The organism is Streptomyces sp. NPDC002144, assembly GCF_053593695.1.
On record NZ_JBSFDB010000012.1, the window covers coordinates 143,417 to 169,378 of the forward strand.

24 protein-coding genes and 1 pseudogene are annotated in these 25,962 nt (G+C 72.0%); 8 read left to right on the forward strand and 17 right to left on the reverse strand.

The genetic code is table 11. The features are described from left to right. Window positions 1-272: 272 nt before the first annotated feature. Entirely contained in the window at window positions 273-1,313 is a 1,041-nt protein-coding gene (locus ACWCQ1_RS20035) for a LacI family DNA-binding transcriptional regulator (protein ID WP_358599107.1), read from the reverse strand. A 136-nt stretch (window positions 1,314-1,449) separates the two neighbouring features. Here ACWCQ1_RS20035 and ACWCQ1_RS20040 point away from each other — a divergent pair, with 136 nt between their 5' ends. After that, a complete protein-coding gene (locus ACWCQ1_RS20040) occupies window positions 1,450-3,114 on the forward strand; it encodes a glycoside hydrolase family 13 protein (protein ID WP_451027028.1) in 1,665 nt (554 codons plus the stop codon). A 66-nt stretch (window positions 3,115-3,180) separates the two neighbouring features. Here ACWCQ1_RS20040 and ACWCQ1_RS20045 read toward each other — a convergent pair whose 3' ends face one another. Together ACWCQ1_RS20045 and ACWCQ1_RS20050 are read right to left on the reverse strand one after the other, a co-directional pair. Continuing rightward, window positions 3,181-4,059 (reverse strand): DUF3626 domain-containing protein, encoded by an 879-nt coding sequence (locus tag ACWCQ1_RS20045; protein ID WP_358599101.1) that lies wholly within the window; start codon window positions 4,057-4,059, stop codon window positions 3,181-3,183. Window positions 4,060-4,099: 40 nt separating this feature from the next. Beyond that, complete coding sequence (locus ACWCQ1_RS20050; protein WP_358599098.1) at window positions 4,100-5,098, reverse strand: quinone oxidoreductase family protein; 999 nt, start codon at window positions 5,096-5,098, stop codon at window positions 4,100-4,102. A 138-nt stretch (window positions 5,099-5,236) separates the two neighbouring features. Here ACWCQ1_RS20050 and ACWCQ1_RS20055 point away from each other — a divergent pair, with 138 nt between their 5' ends. Beyond that, window positions 5,237-5,821 (forward strand): CGNR zinc finger domain-containing protein, encoded by a 585-nt coding sequence (locus ACWCQ1_RS20055; protein ID WP_133043575.1) that lies wholly within the window; start codon window positions 5,237-5,239, stop codon window positions 5,819-5,821. 38 nt (window positions 5,822-5,859) lie between these two features. Here ACWCQ1_RS20055 and ACWCQ1_RS20060 read toward each other — a convergent pair whose 3' ends face one another. Next, complete coding sequence (locus ACWCQ1_RS20060) at window positions 5,860-6,453, reverse strand: TIGR03086 family metal-binding protein (protein ID WP_451027029.1); 594 nt, start codon at window positions 6,451-6,453, stop codon at window positions 5,860-5,862. A gap of 172 nt (window positions 6,454-6,625) precedes the next feature. Here ACWCQ1_RS20060 and ACWCQ1_RS20065 point away from each other — a divergent pair, with 172 nt between their 5' ends. The 3 genes from ACWCQ1_RS20065 (at window position 6,626) to ACWCQ1_RS20075 (ending at window position 10,586) form a co-directional block, all read left to right on the forward strand. Further along, window positions 6,626-7,897, forward strand: coding sequence for an FUSC family protein (locus ACWCQ1_RS20065; RefSeq protein ID WP_133043573.1), 1,272 nt, complete (start codon window positions 6,626-6,628; stop codon window positions 7,895-7,897). 27 nt (window positions 7,898-7,924) lie between these two features. Then, window positions 7,925-8,953 carry a hypothetical protein gene (locus ACWCQ1_RS20070; protein ID WP_358599091.1) on the forward strand — a complete coding sequence of 343 codons (1,029 nt, stop codon included), beginning with the start codon at window positions 7,925-7,927 and terminating at the stop codon, window positions 8,951-8,953. A 406-nt stretch (window positions 8,954-9,359) separates the two neighbouring features. Further along, window positions 9,360-10,586 carry a lactonase family protein gene (locus ACWCQ1_RS20075; RefSeq protein WP_451027030.1) on the forward strand — a complete coding sequence of 409 codons (1,227 nt, stop codon included), beginning with the start codon at window positions 9,360-9,362 and terminating at the stop codon, window positions 10,584-10,586. On the opposite strand, the gene ACWCQ1_RS20080 is transcribed toward ACWCQ1_RS20075, so the two are convergent. Beyond that, a complete protein-coding gene (locus tag ACWCQ1_RS20080; protein ID WP_358599085.1) occupies window positions 10,554-11,279 on the reverse strand; it encodes a DUF2470 domain-containing protein in 726 nt (241 codons plus the stop codon). The two genes, ACWCQ1_RS20075 and ACWCQ1_RS20080, sit on opposite strands and share 33 nt — an antisense overlap. Window positions 11,280-11,404: 125 nt before the next feature. Then, window positions 11,405-12,013, reverse strand: coding sequence for a TetR/AcrR family transcriptional regulator (locus ACWCQ1_RS20085; RefSeq protein WP_451027031.1), 609 nt, complete (start codon window positions 12,011-12,013; stop codon window positions 11,405-11,407). A 106-nt stretch (window positions 12,014-12,119) separates the two neighbouring features. Here ACWCQ1_RS20085 and ACWCQ1_RS20090 point away from each other — a divergent pair, with 106 nt between their 5' ends. After that, window positions 12,120-13,625, forward strand: a complete 1,506-nt coding sequence (locus ACWCQ1_RS20090; protein WP_133043568.1) for a cytochrome P450 — start codon at window positions 12,120-12,122, stop codon at window positions 13,623-13,625. Here ACWCQ1_RS20090 and ACWCQ1_RS20095 read toward each other — a convergent pair. Together ACWCQ1_RS20095 and ACWCQ1_RS20100 are read right to left on the reverse strand one after the other, a co-directional pair. Beyond that, the gene (locus ACWCQ1_RS20095; protein WP_451027032.1) at window positions 13,587-14,417 is read right to left on the reverse strand and encodes a pentapeptide repeat-containing protein; all 831 of its coding nucleotides are present in this window, start codon (window positions 14,415-14,417) and stop codon (window positions 13,587-13,589) included. The genes ACWCQ1_RS20090 and ACWCQ1_RS20095 overlap by 39 nt on opposite strands. 66 nt (window positions 14,418-14,483) lie before the next feature. Continuing rightward, complete coding sequence (locus tag ACWCQ1_RS20100) at window positions 14,484-14,972, reverse strand: GIY-YIG nuclease family protein (protein WP_358599076.1); 489 nt, start codon at window positions 14,970-14,972, stop codon at window positions 14,484-14,486. A 215-nt stretch (window positions 14,973-15,187) separates the two neighbouring features. Here ACWCQ1_RS20100 and ACWCQ1_RS20105 point away from each other — a divergent pair, with 215 nt between their 5' ends. Further along, the gene (locus ACWCQ1_RS20105) at window positions 15,188-15,388 is read left to right on the forward strand and encodes a DUF5999 family protein (RefSeq protein ID WP_358599314.1); all 201 of its coding nucleotides are present in this window, start codon (window positions 15,188-15,190) and stop codon (window positions 15,386-15,388) included. Window positions 15,389-15,392: 4 nt separating this feature from the next. Here ACWCQ1_RS20105 and ACWCQ1_RS20110 read toward each other — a convergent pair. Continuing rightward, window positions 15,393-15,836 (reverse strand): annotated as a pseudogene (locus tag ACWCQ1_RS20110) (RNA polymerase subunit sigma-70); the annotation flags it as partial. Window positions 15,837-15,943: 107 nt separating this feature from the next. On the opposite strand from ACWCQ1_RS20110, the gene ACWCQ1_RS20115 reads away from it, so the two are divergent. Beyond that, window positions 15,944-16,798, forward strand: coding sequence for an alpha/beta fold hydrolase (locus ACWCQ1_RS20115; protein ID WP_358599073.1), 855 nt, complete (start codon window positions 15,944-15,946; stop codon window positions 16,796-16,798). Between the two features lie 50 nt (window positions 16,799-16,848). On the opposite strand, the gene ACWCQ1_RS20120 is transcribed toward ACWCQ1_RS20115, so the two are convergent. The 8 genes from ACWCQ1_RS20120 to ACWCQ1_RS20155 form a co-directional block, all read right to left on the reverse strand. Further along, window positions 16,849-18,150 (reverse strand): alpha/beta fold hydrolase, encoded by a 1,302-nt coding sequence (locus tag ACWCQ1_RS20120; RefSeq protein ID WP_358599070.1) that lies wholly within the window; start codon window positions 18,148-18,150, stop codon window positions 16,849-16,851. 101 nt (window positions 18,151-18,251) lie between these two features. Beyond that, window positions 18,252-19,277 carry a LacI family DNA-binding transcriptional regulator gene (locus ACWCQ1_RS20125; protein WP_358599067.1) on the reverse strand — a complete coding sequence of 342 codons (1,026 nt, stop codon included), beginning with the start codon at window positions 19,275-19,277 and terminating at the stop codon, window positions 18,252-18,254. Window positions 19,278-19,359: 82 nt separating this feature from the next. Then, window positions 19,360-20,772, reverse strand: a complete 1,413-nt coding sequence (locus ACWCQ1_RS20130) for a BNR repeat-containing protein (protein ID WP_451027033.1) — start codon at window positions 20,770-20,772, stop codon at window positions 19,360-19,362. A gap of 42 nt (window positions 20,773-20,814) precedes the next feature. Further along, complete coding sequence (locus ACWCQ1_RS20135; protein ID WP_358599061.1) at window positions 20,815-21,135, reverse strand: L-rhamnose mutarotase; 321 nt, start codon at window positions 21,133-21,135, stop codon at window positions 20,815-20,817. 32 nt (window positions 21,136-21,167) lie between these two features. After that, window positions 21,168-22,247: a rhamnose ABC transporter substrate-binding protein gene (gene rhaS / locus ACWCQ1_RS20140; RefSeq protein ID WP_358599058.1), complete on the reverse strand. Its 1,080-nt coding sequence runs from the start codon at window positions 22,245-22,247 to the stop codon at window positions 21,168-21,170. A 125-nt stretch (window positions 22,248-22,372) separates the two neighbouring features. Beyond that, window positions 22,373-23,350 carry an ABC transporter permease gene (locus ACWCQ1_RS20145; RefSeq protein WP_451027034.1) on the reverse strand — a complete coding sequence of 326 codons (978 nt, stop codon included), beginning with the start codon at window positions 23,348-23,350 and terminating at the stop codon, window positions 22,373-22,375. After that, window positions 23,343-24,413 carry an ABC transporter permease gene (locus ACWCQ1_RS20150; RefSeq protein WP_133043548.1) on the reverse strand — a complete coding sequence of 357 codons (1,071 nt, stop codon included), beginning with the start codon at window positions 24,411-24,413 and terminating at the stop codon, window positions 23,343-23,345. The genes ACWCQ1_RS20145 and ACWCQ1_RS20150 overlap by 8 nt, the downstream gene beginning before the upstream one ends. Further along, the gene (locus tag ACWCQ1_RS20155; protein ID WP_358599053.1) at window positions 24,410-25,927 is read right to left on the reverse strand and encodes a sugar ABC transporter ATP-binding protein; all 1,518 of its coding nucleotides are present in this window, start codon (window positions 25,925-25,927) and stop codon (window positions 24,410-24,412) included. Before ACWCQ1_RS20155 ends, ACWCQ1_RS20150 begins: the two co-directional genes overlap by 4 nt. Between the last annotated feature and the right edge of the window lie 35 nt (window positions 25,928-25,962).

Consider the following 25,962-nt stretch of genomic DNA (forward strand, 5'->3'; position numbering starts at 1 on the left):
AGGTCCCCGCGGTGCTGAAGGCCGGGCGGAGCGAGACGGCCCCGGCCCTCTCCGCGGCACGGGGCTCGTCGGCGTGCGGGAAGTCGACATCGGGTGCGTCACGGCCGAAGGAGCAGAGAACAAGGGCGAGTTCGGCGCCCGCCGCGCTTGCCGCGGTGCGGTCGGCGCCAGCACCCCGGAAGGGGGCGAGGCCCGTTCCCTACGGATCATGATCACCGGGGCGACGTGGTCGGCGATGCGGAAGGACTCCCAGCAGGGCGGGATGCTCATGGTCAGGACGCGTTCTCCGGCTCGGGCGGGGCGGCGGTCGTGGCCCGTGGGATGAGCCGGGTCGGCAGGACGACGTGCCGGCGGTGGTCGGTGCCGGCCTCGCCGATCAGCTCCAGGGCGAGTTCGCCGGCCAGCCGGCCCATCCGTGCCGGGGACTGGGCGACCGTGGTCAGGTCGAGCCAGTCGGCCACCGGCTGGTCGTCGAAGCCGAGGACGGACATCCCCTCCGGCACCGCGATCCGGGCTCTGCGCAGGGTCGCGATCAGGGCGGCGGCGAGTTCGTCCTGCTCTGCGAAGACGGCGGTCGGCGGCTCGCGCAGGCTCAGCAGCTCGCCGAGCGCCTCGGCGACGCCGCGTCCGTCGGCGACCCGGGCCGCCACCACCAGGGAGTCGTCCAGCGGGACGCCCGCCTCGGTGAGCGCCCGCTGGTAGCCGAGCAGCCGCTCGTGCGAGCTGAAGGCGAACCCGGTGGCGCCCACGGTCTGCATGAAGGCGATCCGCCGGTGGCCCAGGTTCAGCAGATGCCGGGTGCCGTTGCGGGCGCCGGCCACGTCGTCGACGTACACGCTCGGGCGTCCCTCGGCGTGCTGGCTGACGTAGATCACGGGCATCCCGAGGTCGTCCAGGCGCGTGCTCTCCTCCTCGGTGAGGTCGAAGGAGAACACCAGCAGCGCGTCGGCGTTGCGCCGGGCCGGCAACCGCTCGAAGAACGCGGCCCGTTCGGCGAGGTCGGGTATGACGTAGACGGTCAGCTCCATGTCGGCCGCGCGCAGCAGCGGGCCCAGGCTGGACAGGGCCGAGCCCATGAACCAGGAGTTGAGCGTGGGCACCAGCGCCGCGACCACTCCGGTCCTGCCGGTCACCAGGCTGGAGGCGTGCCGGGAGACGGCGAACTCCAGCTCCCGCGCGGCCCGTTCGACGCGGGCGCGGACCGGCGGCGAGACGTTGTCCAGGCCCCGCAGGGTGCGGGAGACGGTGGAGACGGAGACCCCGGCCCGTTCGGCGACGTCGGCCATCGTGGGGTGCCGTCGATCGGCTGGCATGCGCGGACGCTAGCACAGGCGTACGGGAGCCGTGGCAGCGCTGTCACGGCCGTTACCGGCACGTAGCGCATTGACGGTGCGACCCTTCAGACCGCAAGCTTGCAAGCGTTGTCACAGGCGAGGAGCGCGCACCCCTATGTCCACCCACCCCGCACCCTGGTGGCGCGACGCCGTCATCTACCAGGTCTACATCCGCAGCTTCGCCGACGGGAACGGCGACGGTGTCGGCGACATCGCCGGCATCCGCTCCCGGCTGCCGTATCTGAAGTGGCTCGGCGTCGACGCCGTCTGGATCAACCCGTGGTACCGGTCCCCGATGGCGGACCACGGTTACGACGTGGCGGACTTCCGTGAGATCGACCCGTTGTTCGGCACGGTCGCCGAGGCGGAGCAGCTCATCGAGGAGGCGCACCGGCACGGGATCCGGGTCATCCCGGACATCGTGCCCAACCACACCTCGGACCGGCACGCCTGGTTCCAGGCGGCGCTGGCGGCCGGTCCGGGCAGCCCGGAGCGGGAGCGCTACGTCTTCCGGCCGGGCCGCGGACCGGACGGTGCCGAGCCGCCCAACGACTGGGTCTCCACCTTCGGCGGCCCGGCCTGGACCCGGCTTCCCGACGGCGAGTGGTATCTGCACCTGTTCGCCCCGGAGCAGCCGGACCTCAACTGGCAGCACCCTCAGGTGCGCGCGGAATTCGAGTCGATCCTGCGGTTCTGGTTCGCCCGGGGCGTGGACGGTTTCCGCATCGACGTCGCCCATGGGCTGATCAAGCATCCGGAACTGCCCGACCTGCCGCCGCGCCGGGCGGACCACGGGCCGCGGGAGCACGTCGACCATCCGCACTGGGACCGCGACGAGGTGCACGACATCTACCGGGCCTGGCGCCGGGTGGCCGACGAGTTCCCCGGCGACCGGTCCTTCGTCGCCGAGGCATGGGCGGACACGCCGGAGCGGCTGGCCGCCTACGTCCGCCGGGACGGCCTGCACACCGCGTTCAACTTCGACTTCCTGATGTCGAGCTGGGACGCGAAGGACCTGCGCTCCGTCATCGACGACTCCCGCGCGATGCTCGGGGCGGTGGGCGCGCCGGCCACCTGGGTGCTCTCCAACCACGACGTGGTACGCCATCCCAGCCGCTACGGCCGCAAGGTCGTACGGCGGTGGACGGTGAACGAGCCCTACCGGCCCGAGGGCCCCCTGGACCTGGAGCTGGGCACCCGGCGGGCCCGCGCGGCGGCCCTGCTGATGCTGGCGCTGCCCGGCGGTGCCTACGTCTACCAGGGCGAGGAGCTGGGGCTGCCGGAGGTGGAGGACCTGCCGGAGGCAGTGCTGCAGGACCCCGTCTGGGAGCGGTCGGGGCACACCGACCGGGGCCGCGACGGCTGCCGGGTGCCGATTCCGTGGTCGGGCCGGAGCGCGCCGTACGGTTTCAGCCCGGACGGCGCGCGGGGCGAGCCGTGGCTGCCGCAGCCGGAGGCGTGGGCCGAGCTGAGCGTGGAGAAGCAGAAGGGGGACGCTCGCTCCATGCTGACGCTGTACCGCGCGGCGCTGCGGCTGCGGCACGAGCATCCCGCGCTCGGCGACGGCGACCTGGAGTGGCTCGACGCCCCCGCCGGAGTGCTGGTCTTCCGCCGGGAACCCGGATTCGTGTGCGCGGTCAACCTCTCCGCTGACCCCTGCCCGCTGCCCGGGCACGCGTCGGTGCTGCTGGCCAGCGGCCCGGTGGAGGACGGTGTGCTGGCGCCTGACCAGGCGGTCTGGCTCGCCACCGACGCATTCACCCCCGGGCCCGCCGCATGACGGTGCAGCGCTGGGTGATCGGGACGCGCACGCGGGCCAGGCAGCCCGCGGGCATGCCTGACGGGTTCACCCACGTGCCGGCGCCCGGCGCGCCGTCCCCGCTCCCTCCGGGGCGCCGAAGCGGGCGAGGGTGTGCCACACCATCTTGAGGTCCTGCAGTTCATGGCGGCCGGTGCGGGCGGCGTCCCCGATGATCCGTGGATCGACCACGCCGTCCTGGGCGATCCGGGCGCCCAGCTCCACGTACTCCCGTCCGCGGTAGTCCGCGTGCTCGCGCAGCTCGGCCACCGTCAGCCGGTAGCCGGGGTGCCACTCGACGGGACAGGGCAGCAGGCGGGCCGCGGCCTCGACCGGCGTGCCGCGGTAGCTCGCGTCCAGGACCAGGGCCTCCACGTGCCCGGCAAGGGTGACACCGCCGTGGACCTGGGCCTCGATGTAGTCGTTCAGGGCGTCCTGCTCGTCGGCCTCGGCGAGCGCGACGAGGGACATGCCGGCGGCCACCCCGAAGTCGGTCGGCTCGGCCGCGCTGTCGGGATAGCAGAAGGTGGCGCGGGCCAGGGCGTCGCCGGTGAGACGGAAGTGCGAGGAGCCGAACCGCGGGGCGGCGCCGACCACTTGGCGGCGGAAGTTCAGGGCGCCGTAGACGGGCCGCTCGTGCGGTTCGGCCTCGTCGTAGGCGCCGGCGAAGATCCGGCTCTCCCAGCGCCAGCGGTCGCCGCCGGGGTGCGCGGTCAGGCCGCCGTTGCTGGTGCCGGTGACGAACTGCGAGTGGTAGGCGCCGTCCTGGCCCAGTGCCCGGAGGATGGGCAGCCCGCCGATCAGCCGGTCGGGATGGAAGTTCAGCGTGATCCGCACGTCGGCAGCGACGGCCCGGCCCGTCGAGCGGGAGGCGACATGGCGCAGCGCCCGCCGTGCCCGCTCGGACAGGACGTTCGTGAGGTCCACCGCCGGCTCCTCCCCCGGGCCGCCCGTCTTCGGCCGCGGCTCAGAGGTCGGCCACGGCGAGCACGATCTTGCCACGGTTGTCCCGCCGCTCCAGCGTTTTATGGGCCCTGCGGGCCTCGTCGAGGGATACGACGGTCTCGACCGGGACCCGGAACGCCCCGGAGGCCACGCGTTCGGCCAGTTCGCGCAGGTCGGGACGGGGATCGTAGCCGTGGATCTGGAGGTTGGTGAGCTGGAAGCCGAGGATGGAGACGTTCTTGGGGTAGAAATCGCGGGTGTCGATGGTGCTGGGCTCCAGGGCCACGTTGGCGAGCGCGACGACCCGGCCGCCGTGTCCGACCTCGCGCAGACTCCGCTCGAACGCCGGGCCGCCGACCGTGTCGAGGACGACGTCGGCACCGCGCCCGTCGGTCAGCCGCAGCACCTCCTCGACCTCCGCCTCCCCTGAGTGGGCCGATGTGTCGATCACGTCGTGGGCGCCGAACTCCCCCGCCCAGGCGGCCTTATCGGCCGACCCGGCGAGCGCGATCACCCGCGCGCCGGTCTCGGCGGCGATCTGCACGGCCGCGCTGCCGACCCCGCTGGCGGCGGCCTTCACCACCACCGTGTCGTCCTTGCCGGCCCGGGCGAGTTGCCGCACGCAGTACCAGGCCGACAGACAGGCGACGGGCAGCGCGGCCGCCTCGACGAGTCCCACGCCCTCGGGCAGCGCGGTGACCTGGGTGACGGGTACGACGGCCAGCTCGGCGTAGAAACCGGGGGCGTTGACGCCGTCCAGCGCCATGACCCGCTGGCCCACCGCGAGTTCGGTCACCCCCTCTCCCACCGCCGCGACGACACCCGCCGCCTCCACGCCCGGGATCAGCGGCGGCCGGCCGGCCCGGTGGTACTTGCCCGCCCTGATCAGCGCGTCCGCACGGTTCACCCCCGCGGCCGCGACCCGCACCAGGACCTCACCGGGGCCCGCCACGGGGTCGGGCACCTCGACCGGCACCAGCACCTCGGGCCCGCCGAACTCGTCGATCCGTACCGCACGCATACCGCACCTGCTTCCTGTCGCAGCCGCCCATCCGACTGACACCGGTTGAAGTGGTGTCACTCTCCGACACCCGTTCAACCGGTGTCAAGAGGCTCTGCCGACGCGACGACACCTCATGAACCGGTGTACGCTCTGCTCATGACCGGCACCTCGCCCGCCGACCCGGCGCTCGCGTTCCCCTTCATCGGCGGCCGCCCCTGCCTGGACTTCGTGGCGACGCTGGGCCGACGGCACGCCACCCCGCTGGAGCGGCTACCGGATCCGGCCGCGCTGGCCCGCTGGTTCGCCGAGGCGGGGCTGGCGGTGGGCGACGAGCCTGCGCGCGTCACCGCCAGGGAGCTGGCGGACGCCCGCGTCCTGCGCGAGGCGCTGTACCGGGTCGTACGAGCCGCGATGGCCGGGCGGCAGCCCGAGGCCGTGGACACCGAGCTGGTCAACGCGGCGGCGGCCCGACCCGACCTCGCGCCCCAACTGGGCCCCGAGCCCTGGTCGGCGCGGCAGCCGGTCCGGGCGGCGCTGGCGACGGTGGCCCGGGACGCCGTACTCCTGGTGCGCGGTCCCCTGCTGGAGCGGGTCAAGAAGTGCGAGAACCCGGACTGTTCCCTGCTCTTCCTCGACGACTCCCAGGCGCGACGGCGCCGTTGGTGCTCCATGGAGCGGTGCGGCAACCTCGCGAAGGTGGCCGGCTACCGCTCCCGCAGCCGGGCCGCCCCCGCACGGTGAAGGCCGACCGGTCGTGGAACGTCCGGAGCTCCGCAGCTTCAGGAAGAAGCGGGCGTCCAGTGCGGGTCGCGGCCGAGGAAGGCCAGCAGGGCCTCGGCCCTGTCGTAGTCCGGCGCAACCGTGAGGGCGGGCGCGAACACCCGGTACGCGTCACGCAGCCGATCGACGAGGTGGTCCGCGGCCGGCCGGATCCCCTCCGCCAGTTCCGCGCTCAGCGGCCGGTCCTGGCCGGTGGCGACGGCGATGTCCCAGGCGTGCACGGCCGCGTCCATGGCGGCCGCCCCGGCGGCGAGCGGCAGGGGCAGCGGGCCCAGGGGCGTCGGCACCTGGCCGGCGCCGGACGGCAACCCGGCGTAGGCGTCGGCAACCTGACGCAGCGCCTTGTCGAGTTCGCCCGCCGGGTCACCGTCGAGGGCGTCCGCGGGGTGGAAGGGGTCCGAGTCAGGCTGGCCGCCGGTGATCGCCAGGCCGTAACCCTGCTGGTCGATGCGCGCGTGGTTGAGGACCTGCCGGGCCGTCCACTCGTCGCACGGCGTCGCCGCTCCCCAGGCCGACACCGGCACCCCGGCGACCACCTCACCGAGATAGGCGTGCGCGCGTGTGAGAACCTCGAAACCCCGGAGGTCCGCCATCACCGTTCTCCCCTCGTGCCGTCCTTCGACCGTTGCCAACAATCTAGGTTTCCTTGCGGACAGTTACGGTCCGCAAGGAGTACGAGCGCCAGGGAGGGCCCGGGAAAACCAAGCAAAGCCAAGCGAAGCCAAGAAACGCCAAGGAACGCCAAGGAAAGAGGATCAGCGCCAGGTGCCAGATGTACGTGCGTGGACGGCGCCGCTCGTCGAGTTCGTGAAGCGGCGCCGGGACCCCGTGGTGGTGCAGACACTGCGGTCGGCCGTCGCGGCGACGGTCGCCTACGTCGTCGCCCTGCGCCTGAGTCCCGAGGCCGCACCACTGACCGCGCCGCTCACCGCGCTGCTGGTCGTCCAGGTCACCCTGTACGCCACCCTCACCAACGGCATCCGCCGGGTCAACGCGGTCGTGGCCGGTGTCCTGGTCGCGATCGCGTTCAGTCTGCTGGTGGGCCTGACGTGGTGGAGTCTCGCGCTGCTGATCGTCGCCTCGCTCGCGGTCGGACGGCTGGTCCGCGTCGACGAGTACGTCCCCGAGGTCGCGATCAGCGCGATGCTGGTGCTCGGCGTCACCACCGTCGGCGACACCGCCTGGGCCCGGATCGTCGAGACGCTGATCGGCGCGGTCGTCGGGATGGCCTGCAATCTGCTGCTGGCGCCGCCGGTGTGGGTGGACGAGGCCGGCGAGTCGATCGAGGGGCTGGCCCGTCGGGTACGGCGCCTGATGCTGCGGATGGGTGAGGAGGCCGCGGGCCGTACTCCGGTCGAGCACGCGACCGAGCGGCTGTACGAGGCACGCCGGCTCGACCACGACATCGTCGAGGTGGACGCGGCCCTCCGACAGGCCGAGGACAGTCTGCGGCTCAACCCACGCGTGCGTGAGGGCCTGCTGCACCGGGTGGTGCTGCGCACGGGGCTGGACACGCTGGAGATCTGCACGGTCGTCCTGCGGGTGCTGGCGCGCACGCTCACCGACCTCGCCAAGCAGCGCGATCCGGAGCCGTTGTTCGCGCCGGAGACGGGGGCCGCGGTGGAGCGGCTGCTGTCCGAGATCGCGGACGCGGTGGTCAGTTTCGCGGTCCTGGTCACCACCAGCGTGAGCGTCAGCGCCGAGTCGGCCGAGGCCCGGCTGACCGCCGAGCTGCGGCAGGCGGCGGCCACCCGGGACAAGCTCGCCCAGCTGCTCCTCGAGGAGGTGCAGCGCGACGCCCGCACCTGGCAGCTCTACGGGGCGGTGCTGACCGAGGTCAACCGGATCCTGGACGAGATGGACACCGAGCACCGCTCCCGGCGGCTGCTGGAGGAGCTGGACCGCACCTCTCGTGAGCAGCGCGAACGTATGCCGCGGCTGACCCGGCTGCGGGAGAGCGTGCGCGACAGCGGGCGGATGCGGGTGCCGGAGGTGCTGCGCCGGAACCGGGGCGAGGGCGCCCGTCGTTCTAGGTGACGTGACCGGAAACGAGGGGGCGGGCGGATGAGCGGCGAGGCCGTGCGGATCGACGGGGACGTACTGCGGCTGCCGGGCGGGGCGGCGGTGCGGTTCATGCGCACGCTGCGGCTGCCCGAGACGGGCACCCATCCGCTGCCGCCCGGGCTCGGTCAGTTCCCGGTGCGCCGGATCGCCGACTACCCCGACACGGTGCCCGAGCAGTGGCGCGTGCGGGGCGGTGTGATGCTGCCGGTGTATCTGCGCGAGGCGATGTGGCTGAGCTTCTACGGCACCGCCGAGCCGGCCGCCCTGCAGGTCGGGGTGGGCAAGGTGTGCGCGGTCTCGGGCGAGCCGTGGAGCGACCGGCTGTCCCGGAACCCGCAGAACTACCTCGTGCTGCCGCGCCAGCCCTGGCTGGACGGCATCAACTCCGGCAAGGGCACGGTCCGCCAGTTCGTGGCCGTGCCGCTGGGCCTCGGGGCGACGGTCGAGGGCCAGGTCACCGGCGAGGAGGTGTGGGGCGGCGTACAGCTGCAAGCCTTCCCGCTGAGCGGGCCGAGGCTCGCCGAGTGGCGGGAGGCGGAGCGGCGCCGGGCGCGGGCGTCGCGCCGGATGACGACGCTGGGCGGCTACGGTGCGGCGATGCCGATGGCGGCGGCACCGCCACCCGCCCCTGGCGCGGCCCCGGCCGCCGCGGCGATGGGGCTGGGGGTCGGCGGCTCGATGCGGCAGGAGGTCTATGAGGACGACCGGCCGCTGTCGGACTGGGCCGAGGAGCCGGCGGGGCGGGTGTTCGTGCACCTGGTGACGCCTCCGGAGTGGCGCCGCATCACCGGCGAGGCGCCCCCGCCGTCGCCGGTGGACCGCGCGGCCTACACCCGCGCGGGCCTGCCCTGGTTCGACTACTACGACCAGGACGCGGCCGATCTCGCTCCGACGGACACGCTGGAGGCGGTGAAGCCGGTCGGCGACTGGCTCGGCGACGACCACGAGCCCTGGCAGCCCCCGACCCCGCACCAGGTGCAGCAGTTGGGCGACGCACCGGGCAAGCCGGTGCAGGACGGCGACTGGTAGACACGTCCGCCACGTGCGGCAGGGCGGGGAGCTCTGGCAGCCCCACAGGTCCGGCAGGCAGGCGGCTCCGGCGGCCAGCAGCTCCGGCAACTCCGGCAGGCCTGGCAGCTTCGGACCCCTGCACGCCCGGCTGCTCCCGGGCCATCTCGTAACCCCCGGGGTCCCGCAGCGGACGTCGCTGGAGCGCGAAGAACACGGCCGGCGGGATCACCATCGAGATGCGCTCGCCGGGTGCTGGCACCCACCCGGACGGGTCCGGCCGGGCGGCGGTGTTGCAGGGGCCGGCGCGCGACGGGAGCTCTCATTGCGCTCTGCGCAACGAAGGGTGCCCGTGTTGCACGGGCCGGGGGGTCCGGGTCATGGTGGCTAGTCACGATCGGGGCGAGCGACCGGCTGAGGTGCGGGCATGGGCAGTGGGACACGAGCGGCGGGCGGCGGCTGGAGCAGGCGCCGCTTCGTCGGCGCGCTCGCGGGAGCCGCCGCGATCACGGCACTGCCCGCGCCGGCCCCGCCCAAGGGCACCCCGGACGCCGAACCCGCGGCCGCCACCACACCGCGGCCGTCGGCCAAGCCCTCCACACCGCGCCCCGCGCCCCGCAAGTCCGGGCCGCGTCCCCTCTACATCGGCACCTACACCTCCGTCGAAGGCGGCGGCAGGGGCGTCGGACTCGCCACCTACGACCCCACGAGCGGCCATGTCACCGGCGCCGGCACCCTCACCGGAGTGCCCGATCCGTCCTATCTGGCCGCGCATCCCGACGGCCGCACGCTGTACGCGGTGGACGAGCGGGACGACGGCGCGGTGACCGCCGTACGCCTCGCCGACCGCAAGGTCCTGGGCAGCCGCGCCACCGGCGGTGCCGGGCCCTGCCATCTGTCGGTGCATCCGAGCGGCCGCTGGCTGCTGAGCGCCAACTACGGTTCCGGCAGCGTGGCCGTGCACCCCATCGACGGCTCGGGCGCCCTGGGCAAGCGCGCCGACCTGGTCGTGCACTCCGATCCGGCGCCGGGACCCGGCCAACAGGGGCCGCACGCCCACCAGTTCATCACCAGCCCCGACGGCGGCCATGTCCTCGCGGTCGACCTGGGCACGGACACCGTCTACACCTACCGCCTCGACGAGCGCACGGGCCGGCTCACCGAGGTCGCGCAGGCGCACACCCGGCCGGGCGCCGGTCCGCGCCATCTCACCTTCCACCCGGGCGGCCGCTACGCCTATCTGGCCAACGAGGTCGACGACACGATCGCGGTCTGCGCCTACGACCCCTCCAGCGGGCGGCTGACCATCGGCGCACCGCAGTCCACGGGCTCCGGTCCGGGCACCAACTACCCGGCGCAGATCCTGGTGACCCGCAACGGCTCGTACGCCTTCCTCGCCAACCGCGGCGACAATACCCTGGCGCGCTATGCCGTCGAGGCGGACGGCGCCCGGCTGCGGCTGCTCGGTACGGTCCCGGTATCGGGCGACTTCCCCCGGCAGATCGCCTTCTCGCCGGACGGCGGGCTGCTGTTCGCGGCGAACCAGAAGTCCGGCACGGTCAGCGTGTTCCACGTCGACGACCACAGCGGTGGACTGCGGCTCGCGGGCGCCCCGTTCGCCTCACCGGTCGCGGTCTGTGCGCTGCCGCTGTAGGGCACGCGGGCAGGAGGCGGCGCTCGCCTGGGAGAGCAGGGCGTGCATGCGCTCGGTGAGCTGACCGACGTCGTCGGCGGGGGTGTGGAAGGGCAGGCGTACGTCGCCGTGGGCGCGGTTGCGTTCGATGCGCAGGGTCAGCCCGTGCCGGTCGACGGCGAGGGGCTGGACGCGGACGGCGCCGTGCAGACTGGCGTGGTCGACGAGGCGGGTGAGCCGTTCGACCGCGTCGGGGTGGCAGTCGGCGAGGTGGGTCAGCAGATGCGCCTCGGCGAGGGCGAGCGGGTCGGGCGCCGCGGCGGCGAACTCGTCGAGGTCGACCACCACCGCGCCGGACGGCTGCCGCAGCACGATCCGGGTGGGGCGGAAGGCCAGTCGGTCCTCGTCGGGGACGAGGCATCCCGCGAGCCAGAGCCGCGCGCGGATCCGGCTGCGCACCGGGACGGGCGCCACGTCGGCGAACTCCAGCACGGCGGACGGCTCGCCGCGGGGTGCGCAGATCGCGGCCGTGAGCAGCGCGCTGTCCTCGGGCACGCTCAGCAGGACCCTGCCGTCCTCGGCCACGGTGTGCGCGCCGACGAACTCCTCGCGCCCGCCCTCGGCGGTCACCGCGCAGGACCACGCGGTGGCGAGCACCGAACGGGCCCGTTCGGCCGCGGCAGGCGCGGCCGTCCAGCTCTGGCTGTCACCCATCCCAGAAGCCTCCTTAGGTAAGCCTTGCCTAACCTATCGAAGATCGAGGCGCACGCCAACCAATCGGAACGCACGCCACCAATCGGGATGCACGCCAACCACGAGAGGGCCGGACCAGCAGATCCTCAGGGCGCGATGACACCCAGCAACGCCCGCGCGCACAGATCACGGATCTGCTCGCGCCCCAGCTCCGAGCCGCGCAGCCACTCCAGGCAGACGGCCGTGGTGAAGGCCAGCCAGCCCCGGACCGCGAGTTGCAGGTCGGGACGCGCTCCGGCGACCGGGCCGAACTCGGGGTCCGCTTCCAGCGCCGCGAGAATCTGACGCTCCTGCGCGGCCAGCGCCCGCTGGTAGACCCGGCGTACCGCCTGGTCCCCGGCGGCGTCGGCGCGGTGGAAGGCCCGGAAGCCGTGCGCATGGGCCTCGACGTACTCGAGGTACGTCTCCAGCCCCGCCGCGAGCTGCCGGCGCACCGGGACGCCGGGCACGGCCGCCGTCATCCGCAGCATGCGCTCGCTCTCCCGCTCGACGACGGCCGCGAAGAACTCGCGCTTGGTCGGGAAGTAGTGGTAGAGCAGCCCCCGGGAGACACCGGCGATCTCGGCGACCTGCTCGATCCAGACGTCGTCGTACGGACTCTCCGAGAACAGCCGCGCCCCCACCGACAGCAGCTGCTCCCGGCGCTCACCGGTGCTGAGCCGGCGGCGCGCGCGCTCGCCCTGGTTCGCGGCCATGTCCGCACTTTACTTGACGCCGGTTCAACAGCGGGACCAGACTGGCCACGCTATTGAACCCACGTACAACGAGCTCAATCGCCGCTGGATCAAGGGAGATCGCGTCATGGCGCAGACCACGACAGGGGCGGCGCTGCCGGGCGGATTCCGCAGTGCCGAGCAGGGCTGGCCGGAGCTGCACCGCATCCCGCATCCGCCGCGCCGACTCCCGCTGCTCGGTGACGTGCTGGGCGCCAACCGGGCCACGCCGCTGCAGGACTCCCTGCGCTTCGCCCGCCAACTGGGGCCGATCTACCGGCGCAAGGCCTTCAACCGGGAGTTCGTGTTCGTCTGGGGCGCCGATCTGGTGGCCGACCTCGCCGACGAGTCGCGGTTCGCCAAGCACGTGGGCCTCGGCGTCGCCAATCTGCGGCCCGTCGCCGGGGACGGGCTGTTCACGGCGTACAACCACGAGCCGAACTGGCAGCTGGCCCACGACGTGCTGGCCCCGGGGTTCAGCCGGGAGGCCATGGAGGCGTACCACCCGATGATGCTGGCCGTCGCCGGGCGGCTGACGGACCACTGGGACCGGGAGCAGGCGGCGGGGCGGGCGGTGGACGTGCCCGGGGACATGACCAAGCTGACGCTGGAGACCATCGCGCGGACCGGGTTCGGCCACGACTTCGGCTCCTTCGAGCGGTCCCGGCCGCACCCCTTCATCACCGCGATGGTGGGCACGCTCACCTACGCCCAGCGGCTCAACTCCGTTCCCTTCCCCGGGCTGCTCCGGCGGGCCGCGCAGCGCAACGCGGCCGACATCGCCTTCCTCAACCGCACGGTCGACGACCTGGTCCGCGCGCGGCGCACGGCGGGCGGTGACGGCGACCTGCTGGACCGGATGCTGGAGACCGTCCACCCAGAGACGGGCGAACGGCTCTCCCCCGAGAACGTCCGCCGGCAGGTCATCACCTTCCTGGTGGCGGGCCACGAGACCACCTCGGGCGCCCTCTCCTTCGCCCTCCACTACCTCTCCCGCCACCCCGAGGTCGCCGCCCGCGCCCGCGCGGAGGTCGACCGCGTCTGGGGAGAGACCCCGACGCCCGGCTACGACCAGGTGGCCAAGCTCCGGTACGTACGCCGGGTCCTGGACGAGTCGCTGCGGCTGTGGCCGACCGCGCCCGCGTTCGCCCGCGAGGCTGTCCAGGACACCGTGCTGGCCGGACAGCACCCGATGCGGCGGGGCGCCTGGACGCTGGTGCTCACCCCGATGCTGCACCGGGATCCCACGGCATGGGGCGCCGACGCCGAGCACTTCGACCCGGACCGCTTCGACCCGAAGGCGGTACGGTCCCGCCCCGCGCACACCTTCAAGCCGTTCGGCACCGGAGCGCGGGCGTGCATCGGCCGGCAGTTCGCGCTGCACGAGGCGACCTTGGTGCTCGGCCTGCTGCTGCGCCGCTACGCGTTCGTCCCCGACCCGGGGTACCGGCTGCGGGTGACCGAGCGGCTCACCCTGATGCCGGACGGGCTACGGCTGCACCTGGACCGCCGCACCGTGACCGCCGGTGCGGCGGCCACGGTCGAGGAGGCTGCGTCAGAGCTGCGCTGCCCAGTGCACCGGGCGGCTGACTGAGCCCGGCAGCCGGGTGCCGGCGCTGCCCCGGGCCGCGTTGAGCTGGGGCTGGGTCAGGAAGAACGCGCCGGTCAGATCGGCGTCGGTGAGCTCGGCGTCCCGCAGGTCGGCGCCGATCAGGTCGGCGCCCCGCAGATCGGCACCGGTGAGGTCGGCGGCTATCAGACAGGCGCCGCGCAGATTCGCCCCGCGCAGGTCGGCGCCCTTGAGGCGGGCACCGATGAGGTCGGCCCCGCGACGGTCCTTCTTGCGGCCCCGGACACCCGCCCGCGTCGCCTCGCTCGCCTCCAGCAGCAGGACGTTCACCGTCTGCCGGTGCGCGCCGACGTCCAACGCGGCCAACTGGTCCGGGCCCTGACCGGCGAGGCTCTCGGTCTCCTCCAGGAGGCGGCGCAGCTCGGCGTGGAGGGGGCGGGCGGCCGGCAGGGTGAGCGCCTCGGTGAGGTACCACAGCAGTTCGTGCAGCTGCCGTACGACCGGGAAGACGTCGAACATCAGCCGTGCCTGCTCCGGCGAGCCGGCGCGCCAGTCCTGTCCGCCGAAGGTGATCTGCGAGACCTGCTGCCCGGCGCCGAAGCAGTCGTAGACCGTGCAGCCGGTGAACCCCTTCTGCCGCAGCGTGGCGTGAATGCCGCAGCGGTGATCGCCCCGGAGGTTCGGGCAGGGTGTGCCGGCCTGTTTGTCGATCGCGAAGTCGGCGGAGGCGGCGAAGGGCAGGGCGACACAGCAGAGCCCGAAACACCGCTCGCAGTCGGCACGCAGGTCGGCGCGGCCGACGGTCTGATCTGGCATATCGCACATGTTATCGACCGGGCGGCTCCCCCGAAGGGCACCCGCGCGCCGCCGCCGGTCCGCCGGCTAGGGATGCCGTGCCGCCTCGGCGGCCTCGATCTGCTCCCGCAGCCTCGCGATCTTCTCCTTCTTCGCCTCGATCCCGCGGACGATGAGCCGCAGATGGGCCGACGACTCGGGTACGGCCGCCTCGAACTCCCTGAGCCGTCGCTGCTCCACGGCGAGTTCGGTTCTGAGCCGGGACGCGGGGTCCGCGGGCGGGGGCGGGAGGCGGCCGTTGAAGACCACGTTGTACTTGGGGCGCTCGGTCCAGACCGCCTCACGCTCGGCCGCTTCCGCGTCGTCGGGATAGCCGATCCGTATCCCGATGACCTGCGGACCCCACGGCTGCTCGCGCAGGTGCGTGCGCACCCGGGTGCGGGGAGCGACCGATATGCCGACATACAGCAGGCCCTCGAGGCCGTAGAGCCGGTACAGCGCGATCCGGCCGCCGGCATGCAGGCTGCCCTCCTCGTCGAACAGGCCCCGCAGGAACTGCGCGTCGACGTCGCCCATGACACGACCCCCTTCGCGTGCTCACGCCGCCACGCCCCACGGTCCCACGCGGGTCCGACAGTGGGCCTTCCCGGCTTTCATGACCCGGCGGAACCGAACCTCACCGATGAGTTTCCGGGCTTGTGGGGGTCTTCTCATACAACGGAAAACAAACTCGGCTACCACGGATACGAGCCCACTTCAGGCGGGAGCCAGACGGATCGAGGAGAGAGATCATGTGCAGCCACCGGCCTCCGTGCCCCAGCGCAGACAGCCCCGACCACCACACGGCCGCCGTCGTCGCGGCCCACCCGGAACAGGGGTGGAGCCTGCTGTGCAACGGGACGATCGTCTTCGACGACACCGGCGAACTCCTGCCGGACGGGCGGGTCGTGAACCCGTACCGCACCCTCGGCCCCCTGGCCGTGGCGGCCTGAGACCCGGCCGCCCCTCGGGGGCGTTGAGGATCCCGACCTCCATATCGACCAGGACCATCCGCATCGAGCGCGCGAACTGCCGGAAGGCCAGGGCCTGTTCGGCCACACTCCGCGCACCGCGCACCACCTTCGAAGCGGCGCCCCCGACCGGTGCCCAGGAGTCGGCGCGCAGCACGATGTCGCGGTCCAGGACCGCGACCAGCGCCTCGAAGTCGTCCGCCCGGGTGGCGGCCGTGAACGCGCCCACGACCTGCCGCTATCGGCCGAGAGCGGGCTCCGCCGACGGGGTGGCGCTCCGCGCCCGGCGCCGGGCGCACAGGTCGTGCAGCACGAACGCCGGCCGCTCGGCCGGTTCCAGCGGCTCGAGGACCACCAGCGGCGCGAGCCTCACCGAGTCGACCTGGAGACCGCGCGAGCGGAGCATGTCGGGGCAGACCCGGGCGACGACGTCCATCCCGTCCCCGTCGGTCGGCGCCACGCCTCACGGTGGCCCAGGCACACGGCGGCCTGCCCCTCCTCCCAGCGGCAGAATGGCTGCGGTGAGGAGGTGTGGCGGTGGCCGAGCGGATGATCGACGCGCGCGGTGTCTCCCTGTGCACCGAGTCCTTCGGTGACCGGTCGGACCCGCCGGTGCTGCTCGTCATGGGGACCGGCGCCTCGATGCTCTGGTGGGACGAGGGGTTCTGCCGGATGCTCGCCGAGGGCGGACGGTTCGTGATCCGGTACGACCATCGCGACACCGGCCGGTCGGTCACCTACGAACCGGGCCGCCCCGGATACACCGGTTCGGATCTGGTGCGCGACGCCGTGGGGATTCTGGACGCCTACGGGATCGAGGCCGCCCATCTGGTGGGGGTCTCGGCCGGAGGGGCCTTGGCGCAGCTGGCGGCGCTCGACCATGCGCCTCGCGTTCTCTCGCTCGTCCTCATCAGCACCTCCCGGGCGGTACGCGGAGGCCCCGAACTGCCACCGCCGAACGAGGAGTTCATGCGGTTCGTGTCGTCCGCGCGGGTCGACTGGGAGGACAAGGCCTCGGTGGTCGACCACCTGGTCGAGTACGCACGCGTGCTCGCGGGAGGGCGGCGTCCGTTCGACGAGGCCGCCGCCCGGGATCTCGTCCGCCGTGACGTCGAGCGTGCGCGTGACTTCGCCGCCGTGCGCAACCACGACCTGCTGGCCGAGGGCGAGCCCTCGCGTCGGCCGCTGTCGTCGATCGCGGTACCCACGCTGGTGATCCATGGAACCGCGGATCCGCTGTTCCCCCTCGCCCATGGCGAGGCGCTCGCCGAGGAGATCCCCGGCGCGCGGCTGCTGGCCCTCAAGGACGCCGGGCACGGGGTCGACAGAGCCGACCGGGAGACGATCGTCTCCGCGGTCATCGCGCACACCGCGACCGACGAACGGCGTTGAGCACGTTCTGCGCGGTCACGGGGCGGACGGTGGATTCGGCCGCCGTGGTGTCAGGCCTCGTCGCGGGTGAGGGCGAGCAGCCGGTCCAGGACGCGGGGGCCGCCCGCGCGGACGCCGTCGTGCTCGAACTCGTTCGTCACCCAGGTGCGCAGGCCCCGGATCGTCCGGGCCGTCTCCAGGGCGTGGGCCGTGTCGACGTACATGTCGTCGTGGTAGACGGCCGCCGCGGCCGGGACGTCGTTGGCGGCGAGCCGGACGGGGTCGTACAGCGGCGGCCAGTCGGTGCGGGCGGCGAGGAGTTCGGCCGTTTCACGCAGGGGCCGCAGTGCCGGGTCGCAGTCGAACATCCAGGGGTGGATCGATTCGCCGGTGAAGAGCAGGGGGGTGTCACCGGCCAGCGTCTTGGGGGCGTCGAACTGCGGGAACTCGGCCCGCACCCGCTCCGCCGACCAGGCGGTGGGGCGCTCGTCCTGGCCGTAGCAGGCCTCGTGGACGAGGGCGTACAGGGGATGGCTCGCGAACGACAGGCTGCCCTGCACCTCCTCCTGGAACGCGTCGGAGAGGGCCATGCCCCGCGGGGTGCGGACGAAGGCGTGCTCGAGGAGGTGGTGGAGGCGGTGGCTGCCCTCGCTGCCGCCGAGCATGATGCCGAGCGACTGGAAGGCCTCGACCGTGAGGCGGTAGCCGTTCGGCAGGGTCACCTCGTGGGTGAGCAGGTGGTCGGCGATACGGCGGGCTCGCTCGATGTCCTGCGGGTAGCGGGCGTAGTGGGCGGCGACCTTGCGTTCGATGCGCGGGTAGGCGGCCCGGTAGACGTCGTCGGCGTGGGCGTCGAGGGAGGGCAGACCGCCGGTGATCACGGCGGCGGCCAGGCCCTCGGGGGCGCTGGAGAGGTAGGTGACCGTGCAGAAGCCGCCGAAGCTCTGGCCGAGGACCGTCCAGGGGGCGCCCCCGGTGACCTGTGGGCGGATGGCCTCGCAGTCACGGACGATCGCGTCGGCGCGGAAGTGGGCCAGGTAGTCGGCCTGCTGGGCGGGCCCGCCGCGCAGCGGGAGGGTCTGGCGGTTGGCGGGCGTGGAGTGGCCGGTGCCGCGCTGGTCGAGGAGGAGGACCCGGTACTCCTTCAGGGCCCGCCCCAGCCACGCCGGCTTCCCGACGAAACGATTCGCTCCGAATCCGGGTCCGCCCTGCAGATAGACCAGCCAGGGCAGGTCCTGCCGTACCTTCTCACCCGCGACGACCTCACGGGCGTACAGCTCGATGGACTCCCCCGCCGGGTCGTCGTGGTCGAGGGGCACGGTGAAGTGGCGGTCGGTGAGGACGACGCCGGGCTGGCGGTACGTGGCGCTCAACTGATCTCCAGGGACGGACGGACTTCCGGTCGGGTCCCACTTCACCACAAGTTCGTCCGCCGGCCGACCCCGACGATCATGAAATCCTACTGAACAGGCGATCAGCGGGCCGAAAGACTCGAACGCCGTACGACCAGCTCCGGCTGAAGGACGACACGCCGGTGCTCGTGCCGCCTGCCCCCGCCCTCCGCCTCCGTCTCCTCCAGCAGCAGATCCGCCGCCAGGGCGCCCATGGTGACGGCGGGCTGGCGTACGGAGGTGAGCGGGACGGCGGCGGCGGCCGCGAACTCGATGTCGTCGTAGCCGACGATGGCGAGGTCGTCCGGGACGGTGATGCCAGCCGCGTACATGGCCTGCAGTACGCCGAGGGCGAGCAGGTCGTTGGCGCAGAAGACGGCGCTGGGGCGGTCGGCGAGGCCGAGCAGTCGGGCGCCGGCGTCCCGGCCGGCGGCCACGTCCAGCCGCTCGGTGGGCAGCTCCCGCAGGCATTCGGGGCCGAGGCCCGCCTCGCCGAGCGCGTTCAGGGCGCCCGTGCGGCGGTCGCGGACCTGGTTGAGGCCGGGCGGACCGCTGACGTACGCGATGGAGCGGTGCCCGGCGTCGACCAGATGGCGCACGGCGAGCGCACCGCCCGCCACGTCGTCGACGGACACCGAGCACTCGGTCGTCCCCTCGGCCACCCGGTCGACGAGGACGAAGGGGATGTTGTGGCGGCGGAACGTCTCGATGTTGCGGCCGGTCGCGTCGGCGGGGGTGAGCAGCACGCCCCGCACCCGCTGCTCGGCGAAGAGCGAGAGGTACTCCGCCTCCTCACCGGCGCTCTGCGCGCTGTTGCAGACCATCACGCCGAGCCCGGCGTCACGCGCGGCGCGCTCGGCCCCGCGCGCCACGTCGACGAAGAACGGGTTGCCCATGTCGAGCACGAGCAGCCCCATGATCCGGCTGCGGCCCGCGCGCAACTGGCGCGCGGACTCGCTGCGGACGTATCCGAGCCGGTCTATAGCGGACTGCACCCGGGCCCGGGTCTCGGTCGCGACCGTGTCCGGACGGTTGATGACGTTGGACACCGTGCCGACGGAGACTCCGGCGGCACGGGCGACGTCCTTGATACCCACCGACTGGGCCATCAGGCAGGGACCTCCAGAGGAACGCGGGACGGCGGGAAGAAGACCTTCACATTACCGTCATCGCCCCGCACATCGGCGCCGGTCACGAGGGCAGTGCGAAGTCGACGACATGCAGCGCCGACGGGGTCGTGCCGCTCGACTTCTCCTGGTACATGAACGACAGGATGTTGTCGTACCTCACCCGCAGCTCGTCGATGACGACCTCGCCGAAGGCGTTGAGGTCACCGCCGTCGTACAGCAGTGTCCAGTCGGTGTACCCGGACGCCTTCGACGCGGCGGCGATGCGGCCGTAGGGGAAGACGGCGTAGGCGTTGTCGTACCTGTCCAGGACCAGCTTGGTGCGCTGGCTGGAGTTCAGGGCGACGGGGATCTCCGTCTTCTGCCAGGTGCCCGACGCGTTCTTGCGGACGTGGAAGGCGCGGCCGTTGGCGGTGCGGTCGGCGACGTAGTTCGTGGTGCACTGGCCGAAGCGGCCGGGGACGTAGCTGATGATCGCGTGCGGGAGGCCGGTGGAGTCCGTCCACTGGCTCTCCTGGTTCATCAGGGAGTGGTCGGGGTTGAGGGAGTCGACGACCAGTCCGGAGTCCGTGACGGCGACGGTGTCGGCGGTGCCGGTGGTGGCGACCAGGCTGCCCGCGTTGTTGCGCCAGGTGCGGCCGCGGTCGGTCGAGTAGACGTAACCCGTGTCGTGGTTGGTGATGCCGCCGCTGTCGCACATCACGGCCGCGTTCTGCTCACGCCAGGTGAAGAAGGAGTGCAGCCGGCCGTTGACGTCGTAGTCGATGCCGTGCAGATACATGTTGCGGGCCGTCGAGGAGCCGTGCGAGCTGGTGTACGTGCCCGTGGAGCTGGACCACTCCCCCAGCGCCGTCCAGCCCGAACCGTCGTACTCGGCAAGCGCGTTGCGGCCGTTGCCGGAGATGCCGACCCGGTAGCCGAGCTGGAGCTTGCCCTCGGGGGTGGAGACGAACTGGGGGTAGGTGAACTGCGAGGTCAGGGCGAGGCCGTCCAGGGACGTCTGGACGGGGCCGAAGACCGACGAAGTCCAGCCGGTGGTGCCGGGGTTGTCCAGCAGCCCGGCGACGGACTTCACGTAGAAGTAGCCGTCGCTGTGCGAGTCCATGTTCAGATGCAGCCGGCCGTCGACCTTGGAGACCCCCATGGAGATGACGTTGTGGGAGTCGCTGGTCTTCAGGACGTGGGAGAGGGTGACGGTCGACCAGCTGCTCGCGCCGAGGGCGCGCCGGCCGACCACGGCGTTGCCCGTCGAGGTGTACCAGGCGGCGTACTGGTAGCCCTTGTAGGTCAACAAGCCGTTCTTCTGGAACGAGTTGTTGTTGACCAGACCGTCGTAGGAGACGAAGAAGACCGCCCGGGAGTCGAGTTGGGTGGTGCTCTTCCTGCTGACGGAGGGGCCGGGATCGGCGGCCCGTGCGATGCCCGGTGTTGCCACGGCCGCCAGTATGGCGGTGGCGAGCACGGTGCGTCTCTTCATGAGCGGCTCCAGCGAGGGGGCGGGGAGGATCGGCGGGGACGGTCAGGCGAGGTGGAACACTTCCGTGAGCGGTTTCATGGCCTCGTCGGGCCGGGCGCCGTCCAGCGACTCGAAGAACGGCGCCATCTCCGCCTGCCAGCGGGCGTTGACCTCGGTGGCCTCCATGCCGGCCTGGGCGGCGGCGAAGTCCTCGGTCTCCAGATAGCCCACGAGCAGGCCGTCGTCGCGCAGGAAGAGGGAGTAGTTGTGCCAGCCGGTGGCGGAGAGTGCCTCGAGCATCTCCGGCCACACGGCGGCATGGCGTTCGCGGTACTCGGCGAGCCGGTCCTCGCGGACCTTGAGGAGGAAACAGACGCGCTGCATGAAGTACCAGCTCCCGAACGGGACGAAGGGGCCTAGAAGTTGAACTGGTCGATGTTCTTCGCGGTGAACACGGTCGGCTTGCCGAGCGTGATCACGCCGTCCTTGCCGATGGTGTACGTGGTCGAGCCGGCCTTGAACGTCTCGCCCTCCTTGCCGGTGATCTGACCGGAGGCCAGCGCCACGGCGGTGCGGGCGGCGAGGTCGCCGAGCTTCGCCGGGTCCCACAGCTCGAAGCCCTCGACGGTGCCGTTCTTGACGTAGTTGCGCATGTCGTTGGGGGTGCCGAGGCCGGTGAGCTTGACCTTGCCCTTGTACTTGGAGCCGGACAGGTACTGGGCGGCGGCCTTGATGCCGACGGTGGTCGGGGAGATGATCCCCTTCAGGTTCGGGTACTGCTGCAGCAGGCCCTGGGTCTGCTGGAAGGACTGCTGGGCGTCGTCGTTGCCGTAGGCGATCTTGACCAGCTTGATGTTCTTGTACTTGGGGTCCGCCAACTCCTTCTTCATGAAGTCGATCCACACGTTCTGGTTGGTCGCGGTCTGCGCGGCCGACAGGATCGCGATCTCGCCCTTGTAACCGATCTGCTGGGCCAGCAGCTGCACCTCGGTACGGCCGAGGTCCTCGGCGGAGGCCTGCGAGACGAAGGCGTTGCGGCAGTCCGGCTTGGTGTCGGAGTCGTAGGTGACGACCTTGATGCCGTTGCTCATGGCCTGCTTCAGCGCGGTGCACAGGGCGCCCGGGTCCTGCGCGGACACGGCCATCGCGTTCACCTGCTGCTGGGTGAGGGTGTTGACGTAGGAGACCTGCCCGGAGGTGTCGGTGGCGCTGGAGGGGCCGACCTCCTTGTACTTGCTGCCGAGTTCGGTCAGCGCCTTCTCGCCGCCCTTGTCGGCGGAGGTGAAGTAGGGGTTGTTGACCTGCTTGGGCAGGAACCCGACGGTCAGTCCCTTCTTCAGCGCGGCGTTCGGGTCGGCCTTGGCGGTGGAGGTGGCCCCCGAGTCGTCACTCTTGGAGTTGTTCTTGGTGGTCCCGCCGCAGGCGGTGAGAGCCAGGGCGAGGGAGGTTCCGGCGGCGAGCGCCGCGCAGGCACGACGAAGGGATGACTTACGCATGGCATGGAGTCCTTTGATAAAGGGGTGAGCTTGGACGCGCCCCTCAGGGGCGCGGGGCGGAGTCGATCTGCGGCTCCGCCGCGCGGGCGCGACCAGCCACAGCCGGCCCGCAGTTGACGAACGACCTATCCCGCGGCGCGTGCGGCAGCCCGTGCGACCGCGATCTGCCGGGCGACACGCGGACCCAGCACGGACACGACCAGCAACACACCCGTGACGACGATCTGCGACTGCGCCGACACGTTCAGCAGGCTCATCACGTTCTGCAACGCCCCGAGCAGGAAGACACCGGCGATCGCACCGCCCAGCGTCCCCTTGCCCCCGTCGAAGTCGATGCCGCCGAGCAACACCGCGGCGACCACGGACAGTTCGAGCCCGGTCGCGTTGTCGTACCGTGCACTGGCGTAGTGCAGCGCCCAGAAGATCCCGGTCAGGGACGCCATCAGTCCCGTCGCCATGAACAGGATGAGCTTGTGGCGTTTGACCCGGATCCCGGCGAACCGCGCCGCCTCCTCGCTCGCGCCGATGGCGAACAGCGACCGCCCGAACGGCGTGGCGTGCAGGACGACCACGGCGATGACGAGCAGTACGAGGAAGGGCAGGAAGGCCTGCGGCAGGAAGGTGTTCCCGAGGCGTCCGGCCGCGAAGTTCAGGTACTGGGAGGGGAAGTCGGTCACCGCGTCGGAGCCGAGCACGATCTGTGCGATGCCCCGGTAGGCGGCGAGGGTGCCGATGGTGACGGCGAGGGAGGGCAGCCCGAGCCGGGTCACCAGCAGGCCGTTGACCAGCCCGCAGACCAGGCCCAGCAGAAGGCACAGCGGGATGATCGTCTCGATCGCCATGCCCTCGTTCCACAGCTTGCCCATCACCGCGCCGGACAGGCCGGCCGTGGAGGCGACGGACATGTCGATCTCACCGGAGACGACCAGCATCGTCATGGGCAGGGCGACCAGGGCGATCGGCAGGGTGTTGCCGATGAGGAAGGAGAGGTTCAGGGCGTTGCCGAAGCCGTCCACCGTGCCGAACGACAGCAGCAACAGCACGACCAGGAGGGCGCCGACGACCGTGTCCCAGCGGACCGCGTGCGTGAGGGAGTCAGGCATGGCGGGCGTTCCCCTTCTGCAGGGCCGTCTTCTTCGCGGCCGACTTCTTCAGCGCGGAGGCCACGCGCAGCGCGACGATCCGGTCGACCGAGATGGCGAGGATGAGCAGGATGCCGTTGATGGCGAGCACCCACACCGAGCTGACACCGAGGGCGGGCAGCACGCTGTTGATGGAGGTCAGCAGCAGAGCGCCCAGCGCCGCCCCGTACACGCTGCCGGAGCCGCCGGTGAAGACGACACCACCGACCACGACCGCGCTGACGACGGTGAGTTCGTAACCGGTTCCGGTACCGGAGTCGACGTTGCCGAAGCGGGCCAGGTACATGGCGCCCGCGAGGCCGGCGAGTGCGCCGCAGAAGGTGTACGCGGCGAGGATCCGCTTGCGGACGGGGATGCCGGCCAGTCGCGCGGCCTCCGGGTTGGAGCCGAGCGCGTACAACTCCCGTCCGCTGCCGAAGTGCTTGAGGTAGTACGCCGTGGCCACCAGCACCGCCAGCGCGATGAGCGCCAGCCACGGCACCGCGGAGATGCCGCCGGAGCCGAAGTCCACGAAGCCGCCCGGCAGGTCGGCCGCCGTGATCTGGCGGGAGCCGACCCAGATGGAGTCGATGCCGCGGATGATGTAGAGCGTGCCCAGGGTGACGACGAGGGCCGGGACCTGGCCGAGGCTGACGAGCAGACCGTTGAGCAGGCCGAAGCCGATGCCCAGCAGCACCGCCAGGACGACGGCGACGACCGCGTTCCCGCCGCCGTGGAGGTAGTCGCCCGCGGCGAAGGCGGCGATGCCGAGGGTGGAGCCGACGGACAGGTCGACGTTCCTCGTGATCACCACCAGGGACTGGCCGGTGGCGACCAGGACCAGGATGGTCGCGTTCAGCAGCAGGTCCTTGATGCCCTGTTCGGACAGGAAGTCGCTGTTGCCGATCTGGGTGATGACGATCATCACCAGGAAGACGACCAGGATGGCGAGTTCGCGCATCTTGAACACGCGGTCGACGAGCCGGGTGCCGCTGGAGCTGGGCACCTCGGCGACGGGGGTTTCGTTGGGGGTGGTCACCGTCATGCGGCGGCCCTCCCGGTGGCTGCGGCCATCACGGTTTCCTCGGTGGCTTCGGCGCGTGGGATCTCGGCGGCGAGGCGGCCCTCGTGCATCACGAGCACGCGGTCGGCCATGCCGAGGATCTCGGGCAGGTCGGAGGAGATCATCAGGACGGCCACGCCGTCGGCGGCCAGTTCGCTGAGCAGCCGGTGCACCTCGGCCTTGGTGCCGACGTCGATGCCCCGGGTGGGCTCGTCGACGATCAGCACCTTCGGCCCGGTGGCGAGCCATTTGGCGAGGACGACCTTCTGCTGGTTGCCGCCGGACAGGGTGTTGACGGTGTCGGCGATCCGGGCGTACTTCACCTGGAGCTTGACCGCCCAGTCGAGGGAGCGGCTGCGCTCGGCGCCCCGGTCCATCAGGCCGGCCCTGACGGTCGTACGGAGGCCGGTGAGGCCGATGTTGCGCTCGATGGACATGTCCATCACCAGGCCCTGCGCCCGCCGGTCCTCGGGGACGAGGGCGAGGCCCGCGGCCATCGCGGTGGAAGGGGCGCCGTTCGTGAGCTTGCGCCCCTCGACCTCGACCTCTCCGGCGTCCCAGCGGTCGATGCCGAAGACGGCGCGTGCCACCTCCGTGCGACCGGCGCCGACGAGTCCGGCGAGACCGACGATCTCTCCGTGGCGCACCTCGAAGGAGATGTCGGTGAAGACGCCCTCCCGGGTCAACCGCCGTACGCTGAGGGCGACTTGACCGGGCTTGACGTCCTGCTTGGGGTAGAGCTCGTCGAGGTCGCGGCCGACCATGCGGCGCACCAGGTCGTCCTCGGTCATGCCCTCGATCGGCTCGCTGGAGATCCAGGCGCCGTCGCGCAGGGTGGTGACCCGCTGGCAGATCTCGAAGATCTCCTCCAGCCGGTGCGAGATGAACAGCACCGCGGCGCCCTGTTCGCGCAGGGTGCGCACGACACCGAAGAGCCGGGCGACCTCGCTTCCGGTGAGGGCGGCCGTCGGTTCGTCCATGATCAGGACGCGGGCGTCGAAGGAGAGTGCCTTGGCGATCTCGACGATCTGCTGGTCGGCGATGGACAGGCCGCGGGCCGGGCGGTCGGGGTCGAGTTCGACCCCGAGGCGCTGCATCAGCGCCAGGGTCGCCGCGTGCGTGGCCTTGTGGTCGATCCGGCCGAGCGCGCGCCGGGGCTGGCGGCCCATGAAGATGTTCTCGGCGATCGAAAGGTCGGGAAAGAGCGTGGGCTCCTGGTAGATCACGGCGATGCCGGCGTCGCGGGCGTCACCGGGGCCGTGGAAGACGACGGGCTCACCGTCGAGCACCACCCGGCCGGCGTCCGGCCGGTGCACCCCGGCGAGGGTCTTGATCAGGGTGGACTTGCCCGCACCGTTCTCACCGGCGAGGGCGTGCACCTCGCCGGGGAACAGTTCCAGGGACACGTCCCGCAGGGCACGCACGGCGCCGAAGGACTTCGAGATGTCCTCGAGCGCCAGCACCGGGGCCGGACCCGTGTCGGACGGGTGGGTCATGAGGGGCTCCTCGACGACGCCCCAGATGACCCTCG

Bases quoted from the DNA above. Each gene is read 5' to 3' on its own strand.
- ACWCQ1_RS20085 (WP_451027031.1), bottom strand. From the start codon at position 12,013: ATGGCCGCGAACCAGGGCGAGCGCGCGCGCCGCCGGCTCAGCACCGGT.
- ACWCQ1_RS20040 (WP_451027028.1), top strand. From the start codon at position 1,450: ATGTCCACCCACCCCGCACCCTGGTGGCGCGACGCCGTCATCTACCAG.
- rhaS (WP_358599058.1), bottom strand. From the start codon at position 22,247: ATGCGTAAGTCATCCCTTCGTCGTGCCTGCGCGGCGCTCGCCGCCGGA.
- ACWCQ1_RS20100 (WP_358599076.1), bottom strand. From the start codon at position 14,972: ATGGGCGACGTCGACGCGCAGTTCCTGCGGGGCCTGTTCGACGAGGAG.
- ACWCQ1_RS20055 (WP_133043575.1), top strand. From the start codon at position 5,237: ATGACCGGCACCTCGCCCGCCGACCCGGCGCTCGCGTTCCCCTTCATC.
- ACWCQ1_RS20135 (WP_358599061.1), bottom strand. From the start codon at position 21,135: ATGCAGCGCGTCTGTTTCCTCCTCAAGGTCCGCGAGGACCGGCTCGCC.
- ACWCQ1_RS20050 (WP_358599098.1), bottom strand. From the start codon at position 5,098: ATGCGTGCGGTACGGATCGACGAGTTCGGCGGGCCCGAGGTGCTGGTG.
- ACWCQ1_RS20090 (WP_133043568.1), top strand. From the start codon at position 12,120: ATGGCGCAGACCACGACAGGGGCGGCGCTGCCGGGCGGATTCCGCAGT.
- ACWCQ1_RS20105 (WP_358599314.1), top strand. From the start codon at position 15,188: ATGTGCAGCCACCGGCCTCCGTGCCCCAGCGCAGACAGCCCCGACCAC.
- ACWCQ1_RS20095 (WP_451027032.1), bottom strand. From the start codon at position 14,417: ATGCCAGATCAGACCGTCGGCCGCGCCGACCTGCGTGCCGACTGCGAG.
- ACWCQ1_RS20155 (WP_358599053.1), bottom strand. From the start codon at position 25,927: ATGACCCACCCGTCCGACACGGGTCCGGCCCCGGTGCTGGCGCTCGAG.
- ACWCQ1_RS20080 (WP_358599085.1), bottom strand. From the start codon at position 11,279: ATGGGTGACAGCCAGAGCTGGACGGCCGCGCCTGCCGCGGCCGAACGG.
- ACWCQ1_RS20125 (WP_358599067.1), bottom strand. From the start codon at position 19,277: ATGGCCCAGTCGGTGGGTATCAAGGACGTCGCCCGTGCCGCCGGAGTC.
- ACWCQ1_RS20035 (WP_358599107.1), bottom strand. From the start codon at position 1,313: ATGCCAGCCGATCGACGGCACCCCACGATGGCCGACGTCGCCGAACGG.
- ACWCQ1_RS20130 (WP_451027033.1), bottom strand. From the start codon at position 20,772: ATGAAGAGACGCACCGTGCTCGCCACCGCCATACTGGCGGCCGTGGCA.
- ACWCQ1_RS20150 (WP_133043548.1), bottom strand. From the start codon at position 24,413: ATGACGGTGACCACCCCCAACGAAACCCCCGTCGCCGAGGTGCCCAGC.
- ACWCQ1_RS20075 (WP_451027030.1), top strand. From the start codon at position 9,360: ATGGGCAGTGGGACACGAGCGGCGGGCGGCGGCTGGAGCAGGCGCCGC.
- ACWCQ1_RS20145 (WP_451027034.1), bottom strand. From the start codon at position 23,350: ATGCCTGACTCCCTCACGCACGCGGTCCGCTGGGACACGGTCGTCGGC.
- ACWCQ1_RS20070 (WP_358599091.1), top strand. From the start codon at position 7,925: ATGAGCGGCGAGGCCGTGCGGATCGACGGGGACGTACTGCGGCTGCCG.
- ACWCQ1_RS20060 (WP_451027029.1), bottom strand. From the start codon at position 6,453: ATGGCGGACCTCCGGGGTTTCGAGGTTCTCACACGCGCGCACGCCTAT.